This is a genomic window from Emticicia sp. (assembly GCF_049241225.1).
Classification (GTDB): domain Bacteria; phylum Bacteroidota; class Bacteroidia; order Cytophagales; family Spirosomataceae; genus Emticicia.
Window position 1 is genome coordinate 1 of the sequence record NZ_JBMLRC010000237.1, and the last position, 6,986, is coordinate 6,986.

Sequence of the window (6,986 nt, forward strand, 5' to 3'; positions counted from 1 at the left end):
ATACTATTAGTAAGTTTGAAGTTTGACCCCATTCGGGGTCAGATATTGGTAGTAATCAATTTTTTTTCTACCAATATACGACCCCGAATGGGGTCGAACAAAACCATATTACATAAACTATTTAGGATTGAGTACTTATATATAATCTCTTGATAATAAAGATATTAAAAATGAATAACAGACGTAATTTCCTCAAAAAAACATCGGCAGCGGCAGCATCGACTGCCGCAGGCTTAATGGCTTTTCCGATGTTTCAAAATAAAGATTTCGGGCATTACACGACCGAAATTGTAAAAAGTTCAACACAAAAAATCTATGATTCACCACGCCTGAAATTTGCCGTAATTGGCATGAATCATGGGCATATTTACGGACAAGTGGAAGCCGTAAAAAAAGGTGGTGGAGAATTAGTAGCTTATTTTGCCAAAGAAGCTGACTTAATTGCGGCTTTTGCCAAACGTTACCCTGATGCAAAATTGGTGAAAGACGAAAAAGAAATCTTAGAAGATAAGTCAATTCAATTGGTTTTGAGTTCGGCAATTGCTTCAGAAAGAGCTCCTTTGGGTATCCGAGTAATGAAATCTGGCAAAGATTTTATGGCTGATAAACCAGGCATCACAACGCTTGAACAATTGGCCGAAGTGCGTAAAGTTCAAAAAGCCACTGGTCGAATTTATTCTATTATGTATAGCGAACGCTTTGAGAATAAAGCAACTATAAAAGCTGGAGAACTCGTAAAAGCTGGGGCAATTGGCAACGTAATTCAAACAATCGGACTCGGTCCGCACCGAATGAATGCCAAAACTCGCCCCGAATGGTTTTTTGATAGAGATTTGTTTGGTGGAATCATCACAGATATTGCTTCTCATCAATTTGACCAATATTTGTATTTTACAAACTCTAAAAAAGCCGAAGTTGTGGCTTCGCAAATTGGTAATGTACACCATCCTCAATACCCCAAATTTGAAGATTTTGGCGATGCCATGCTCCGAGGTGATGGTGGAATGGGCTACATCAGAGTCGATTGGTTTACACCTGATGGCCTAAAAACATGGGGAGATGGTCGTCTGACGATTCTCGGTACAGAAGGTTTTATCGAAATCAGAAAAAACATTGATTTGGCGGGTCGTGAAGGAGGAAGTCATTTATTTTTAACTGATAATAAAGAGACAAAATATTTTGATTGTACTGCCCAAACATTGCCCTATGGCCCACAATTGGTTGATGACATTCTTAACAGAACCGAAACAGCCATGACCCAAGAACACTGCTTTTTGGCCACCGAACTGGCCCTAAAAGCACAAAAAAATGCACAAAAAATAAGTCTAAATAAATGAAGAATGTAGAATTGAGAATGTAGAATTTTGGACACAAAATTTAATGATTTATATGGTAAACGTAGTTCATCTCATTCTTAATTCCTCATTCTTAACTCTTAATTAATAAAAATGTTACATACAATGCGATGGTTTGGGCCTAACGACCCAGTTTCATTAATGGATATTCGACAAGCGGGCTGCACAGGAGTTGTTTCGGCATTGCATCAGATTCCAGTCGGTGAAATTTGGTCAGTTGAAGCCATTCAAGAAAGAATAAATATCATTGAAAAAGACAATACTCGGTACATACCTCTAAAATGGTTAGTGGTTGAAAGTTTGCCAGTGCATGAAGACATAAAAAAAGGCTTGCCTTCGAGAGAAAAGTTGATTGAAAACTATAAAATTTCATTGGCGAACTTAGCAAAGTGTGGAATTAAAACAGTTTGCTACAATTTCATGCCCGTTCTGGACTGGTCACGTACCAATCTAAACTACGAAATGCCTGATGGTTCAAAAGCCCTCAGGTTTGTTTGGGAAGATTTTGCCATTTTTGATTTGTACATACTAAAACGCCCGAATGCCGAGAAAGATTATGAAATTGAGGTAAGAGAATCGGCCAAAAAGAAGTTTGAGGTAATGACACCAACAGAAGTTGAAACGCTGAAAAATACAGCTCTTTTGGGTTTACCTGGCTCGGAAGAAGCCTTTGATTTGAATACATTTCAAGGTTTGCTTGATAATTATGCCCACATCGGAGATGCCGAACTAAGAGCCAATTTGTATTATTTTGTACAACAAATTGCACCTTTTGCTCAAGAAATAGGCGTAAATCTTTGCATTCACCCCGATGACCCTCCGAAATCTTTGTTGGGTTTACCAAGAGTAGTAAGCACTGAAAATGATTTAGAACAACTCATGAACGCTTGTGATATTACAGCCAACGGCATTACTTTCTGTACAGGTTCGTTGGGTGTGAGAGAAGATAACGAACTGGCAAAAATGGTTAAAAAGTTTGCGAATCGTATTCATTTCCTGCACTTGCGTACAACCAAACGAGAAGAAAACCCACTGAATTTTCATGAAGCCGCCCACTTAATGGGCGATGTTGATATGTATGAAGTCGTAAAAGCGGTCATTGAAGAACAAAACCGCAGAAAATCAGTTGGGCAAGCAGATAATCAGATTCCAATGCGACCCGACCACGGACACCAAATGCTTGATGATTTACAAGAAGGAATTACAAAGCGTAAAACCTATCCAGGTTATTCGGCTATCGGAAGACTGAAAGGCTTGGCAGAAATCAGAGGTTTACAAATGGCGATTGAACGAAATTTATCAGCATGAAACAATACATTGCCCAATTTGCCATACTTGTTAAAGATTACGATGAAGCAATTGATTTTTACACAAAAAAACTCAATTTTGAACTCATTGAAGACACCAAACAAAGTGAAGAAAAGCGTTGGGTTGTAGTAAAACCAAAAGGTGCAACCGAAACCGCAATTTTACTCGCAAAAGCCGCTAATCAAGAGCAAGTAAGTCGGGTAGGAAACCAAACCGGCGGCAGAGTTTTTCTTTTTCTTTATACCGATGATTTTTGGCGAGATTATAATCAGATGCAAGAAAAAGGTATCAGATTTATAAGAGAACCAAAAGAAGAAGTCTATGGAACTGTGGCAGTTTTTGAAGACTTGTATGGAAATCTTTGGGATTTATTAGAGCCAAAAGACAAATAAAATATTAATAATCACTAAATTATAAATGAAAAAAGCATTTCTATCAATCATATTTTCTCTTTTCGCTATTATGGTATTTGCCGATGATGGTTCAAGACTTTGGCTAAAATATGATTTAATTAAAGACCAAAAACAAAAACTTTCTTATATAAAATTCTCAAAATTTATTGCAGGAAATACCGAAAACCCAACCCTTCAAAAAGCTGCCGAAGAATTACAATCGGGTTTTGCGGGACTTTTGGGTACGAAAACAATAATCTCACCAAAAAGTACTTCTCTTTCTGGTGGAATTATACTCGAAGTATCTAATAATCAATCACTTACTCAATCATTAAATGAAGATGGGTTTGCTATTTTTGCAAGAAATGGCAATATAGTAATATCCTCAAAATCAGCCGTTGGTGTACTTTATGGTGCCTTCGAATTATTAAGAAATATTCAAACGCTCCAAGCAATCGGACAAAACATTGTAAGCAATCCCAGAGTAAAAATCAGAATGCTAAATCATTGGGACAATGCCAACGGAACTGTCGAACGTGGCTACGCTGGCTCATCCATGTGGAAATGGAATGAACTGCCATTCCGAATTGACCCGCGTTACGTTGCATATGCTCGTGCAAATGCTGCGATTGGTATCAACGCAACCTCAATCAATAATGTCAATGCAAGTTCAAGATTTTTGACGGCAGAATATCTCGAAAAAATCAAAGCCGTGGCCGATGTCCTTCGTCCTTACGGAATTCGAGTTTTTATTTCAGTAAATTTCCGTTCGCCACGCACACTTGGAGGCCTAAAAACCTCTGACCCACTCGACCCCGAAGTAAGAAAATGGTGGAATGAAAAAACCAAAGAAATTCATCAATACATTCCAGATTTTGGTGGCTATTTAGTGAAAGCCAACTCAGAAGGCGAACCTGGCCCACAAGATTACGGTCGTACTCACGCCGACGGGGCAAATATGTTGGCTGAAGCGATGAAACCGTTTTCAGGAATCGTTATTTGGCGAGCATTTGTTTATAACGCCGACCCAAACGGCGACCGTTTCAAAGAAGCTTTCGAACAATTCAAGCCACTTGATGGCAAATTTGACGAAAAGGTGATTGTACAAGTAAAAAATGGACCAATTGATTTCATGCCTCGTGAGCCGTTTCACCCAATGTTTGGCGGTTTTTCGAATACTAAATTGGCGATGGAATTTCAGATTACGCAAGAATATCTGGGGCAATCAACACACCTCACCTATTTAGCCCCCATGTTTAAAGAATGCCTCGATACCGATACATACGCCAAAGGAAAAGGCTCAACTGTTGCTAAAGTCATCGACGGAAGTTTATACAATTCTCAAGTTTCGTTGATGGCTGGTGTGGCAAATACTGGTTCGGATGCCAACTGGTGCGGCCACCCATTCAATCAAGCAAATTGGTACGCTTTTGGGCGTTTGGCCTGGGATAATACGCTAAGTTCAGAAAAAATTGCCAAAGAATGGATTGGAATGGCCTTGACCAATGATGAAAAAGCGAAAGTTCAAATCAATGAGATGATGCAAAAATCATTACCAACTTATATCAGTTACACGTACCCGTTGGGTTTAAGTCACATGATGGGAGAAGGACATCATTACGGGCCAGAACCTTGGCTAACCAAGGCAGCAAGACCCGATTGGACCTCAATTTATTACCATCGTGCTGACTCGATAGGCCTAGGATTTGACCGAACTGGTAAAATGAGTAATGCTTTAAATCTTTACACGAAGGAAGTACGTGAAATGTGGGGAAATCCCGATAAATGCGATTTGAATTATTTAATGTGGTTTCACCATATTGCTTGGAACAAAAAACTCAGCACAGGAAATACCCTTTGGGAAGAGCTATGTTATCGCTATTACAATGGTGTTGTTGAAGTACAAAAATTACAAAAAGATTGGACAAATCTGAAACCATATATCGATACGGAAACATTTGGAAGTGTCTCAGCCAGACTCAAAATTCAAGAAAAAGAAGCAATTTGGTGGCGAGATGCTTGTGTTTTGTATTTTCAAGAATTTGCAAAAACACCAATACCGAGTTCACTCACGCCACCGAATAGAAATTTAGAAGAAGTTAAAAAATTAGTAGAAATTTACCATTTAAGATGACAGAAAGAGCAATTTTCACAGAAGAAAGTAAACACATATCACATAGCACGGCCTTTGCACTCAACGAAAAACTGTGCTTAATTACAGGTGGAGGAAGCGGAATTGGCTTCGATATTGCCAAGTGTATGGTATTTTCGGGTGCAAAAGTTATCATTACAGGAAGAAGAGAAGACCCATTAAAAGAGGCCGTAGCCGAGCTGGGTGAAAAAGCTCATTATTTCGTCAACGATGTAACCGATTTATCATCGCTGGAAGGTTTGGTAAATGATATTGAAACAACTCACGGGCCAATTGATATTTTAGTCAATAATGCGGGGGTAAACATGAAGCGTCCAGCACTCGAAGTGTCCGACGAAGATTTTAATCGTATCATTCAAACCAATTTAAGTGCAGTTTTTGCACTCACACGTGCATGTGCAGCTCGTATGCTTGCTCGAAAAAGTGGTTCAATCATCATGATATCGTCAATGGCAGCCTACTATGGAATCGACCGAGTGGTGGCTTATGCAGCGTCAAAATCAGGCGTTGAAGGAATGGTAAAAGTGCTGGCTTCCGAATTTTCACCCCAAAACGTAAGAATCAATGCCATTGCCCCAGGGTTTATCGAAACCAGCATGATGAAAACTGCAATGGGTAGTGACCCCGACCGCATGAACCGTGCTTTAAACCGAACCCCAATTGGCAAATTTGGTAAACCTTCCGACATTGGCTGGGCGGCTGTTTTTTTGGCATCAGATGCCGCTCGATATATCACGGGGGTATCTCTTCCAGTCGATGGTGGCAATTCGATTGGTTTTTAGAAATTTGTAATATTCCTATTCAGTAATACAGTTAATAAAAACATTTTTCCGTTTAAATGCTGCTGATGAATAATTTATTTTTTTACAAATAAATCAGATAAAAATATTCATTTTCTATTATTTTAGACAAGTTTTTAGTATGTTTACGATTCAATTATGATTGAATCAACATACTGATAGTACGAACATGTATGAGTACTGACCTTTGTAACCACTATGCCTAAAATTTTCACTTTGCCTGTTCACTCAAGTAACAGGGGAGATTTAACAGTTTTTGAGAACATTTTGCCCGGTTCATTGAAGCGTATATTCTATATTACAAACGCTGATGGTGAAACAAGAGGAGGCCACCGACATATAAAAGCTTGGCAAGCCTTGATGTGCTTGCAAGGCTCTTGCGATATTTATGTTGAGACTCCAGATAAAAAAATGGTTTTTGGATTAGATGAACCAAACAAAGTGCTAATACTCGAACCACAAGATTGGCATACTTTGGAGAATTTTTCAGATAATGCAATTGTATTAGTAGTTTCTAACGAAAACTACGACCCCGAAGATTATATATATCCAAGTTATAGTGATTCTTTAAACGAGGATAAAGAATATCAAGCTCTTATTAGTAAAAACAAAAAAGATTGACGTTTGTCAATCTTTTTTGTTTTGCTATTTTTTATAAACATCATCGCTCTTTTCATTCGGTTTGTTTTTCACGAGTTCTGCCATTTGTTGTTCACTTATACCAACTTCAACCGAAATTTCAGGTAGCTTTTTTTTAAGATTATCTATACCTGCAGCTGTCACATTCGTTTTCCATACATAAACCTTTTTGAGATTCTTTAACTTAGCAATAGCTTCTAATCCTTTATCTGAAATTGTTGTATTGTTAAGATTTAGGTACTCTAAGTTTTGCAAAGACGAAATATTTGATAATGTTACGTCAGAAATCTTAGTATTTTCTAAATGTAATCTTGTTAGATTTTTAAGCTTTGCAATTTCA

Annotated in this window: 6 protein-coding genes and 1 pseudogene; 6 read left to right on the forward strand and 1 reads right to left on the reverse strand. The window is 38.2% G+C overall.

Features of this window, described 5'->3' with window-relative positions:
* The first annotated feature begins 170 nt into the window (after nucleotides 1–170).
* The 6 genes from ACOVO2_RS12775 to ACOVO2_RS12800 all read left to right on the forward strand — a co-directional run bounded on the left by ACOVO2_RS12775 (nucleotide 171) and on the right by ACOVO2_RS12800 (nucleotide 6,628).
* Nucleotides 171–1,337, forward strand: a complete 1,167-nt coding sequence (locus ACOVO2_RS12775; RefSeq protein WP_421770352.1) for a Gfo/Idh/MocA family protein — start codon at nucleotides 171–173, stop codon at nucleotides 1,335–1,337.
* A gap of 111 nt (nucleotides 1,338–1,448) precedes the next feature.
* Nucleotides 1,449–2,663, forward strand: a complete 1,215-nt coding sequence (uxuA, locus tag ACOVO2_RS12780; protein ID WP_421770353.1) for a mannonate dehydratase — start codon at nucleotides 1,449–1,451, stop codon at nucleotides 2,661–2,663.
* Nucleotides 2,660–3,055: a VOC family protein gene (locus ACOVO2_RS12785; protein WP_421770354.1), complete on the forward strand. Its 396-nt coding sequence runs from the start codon at nucleotides 2,660–2,662 to the stop codon at nucleotides 3,053–3,055. Before uxuA ends, ACOVO2_RS12785 begins: the two co-directional genes overlap by 4 nt.
* 25 nt (nucleotides 3,056–3,080) lie before the next feature.
* Nucleotides 3,081–5,189 (forward strand): alpha-glucuronidase family glycosyl hydrolase, encoded by a 2,109-nt coding sequence (locus tag ACOVO2_RS12790; protein WP_421770355.1) that lies wholly within the window; start codon nucleotides 3,081–3,083, stop codon nucleotides 5,187–5,189.
* Nucleotides 5,186–5,989 (forward strand): SDR family NAD(P)-dependent oxidoreductase, encoded by an 804-nt coding sequence (locus tag ACOVO2_RS12795; RefSeq protein WP_421770356.1) that lies wholly within the window; start codon nucleotides 5,186–5,188, stop codon nucleotides 5,987–5,989. Before ACOVO2_RS12790 ends, ACOVO2_RS12795 begins: the two co-directional genes overlap by 4 nt.
* 216 nt (nucleotides 5,990–6,205) lie before the next feature.
* Entirely contained in the window at nucleotides 6,206–6,628 is a 423-nt protein-coding gene (locus ACOVO2_RS12800) for a sugar 3,4-ketoisomerase (protein ID WP_421770357.1), read from the forward strand.
* A gap of 24 nt (nucleotides 6,629–6,652) precedes the next feature.
* Here the strand turns inward: ACOVO2_RS12800 and ACOVO2_RS12805 are convergent.
* Nucleotides 6,653–6,986: pseudogene (locus tag ACOVO2_RS12805) on the reverse strand (ribonuclease inhibitor); the annotation flags it as partial.

Bases quoted from the DNA above. Each gene is read 5' to 3' on its own strand.
- ACOVO2_RS12795 (WP_421770356.1), top strand. From the start codon at position 5,186: ATGACAGAAAGAGCAATTTTCACAGAAGAAAGTAAACACATATCACAT.
- uxuA (WP_421770353.1), top strand. From the start codon at position 1,449: ATGTTACATACAATGCGATGGTTTGGGCCTAACGACCCAGTTTCATTA.
- ACOVO2_RS12800 (WP_421770357.1), top strand. From the start codon at position 6,206: ATGCCTAAAATTTTCACTTTGCCTGTTCACTCAAGTAACAGGGGAGAT.
- ACOVO2_RS12790 (WP_421770355.1), top strand. From the start codon at position 3,081: ATGAAAAAAGCATTTCTATCAATCATATTTTCTCTTTTCGCTATTATG.
- ACOVO2_RS12785 (WP_421770354.1), top strand. From the start codon at position 2,660: ATGAAACAATACATTGCCCAATTTGCCATACTTGTTAAAGATTACGAT.
- ACOVO2_RS12775 (WP_421770352.1), top strand. From the start codon at position 171: ATGAATAACAGACGTAATTTCCTCAAAAAAACATCGGCAGCGGCAGCA.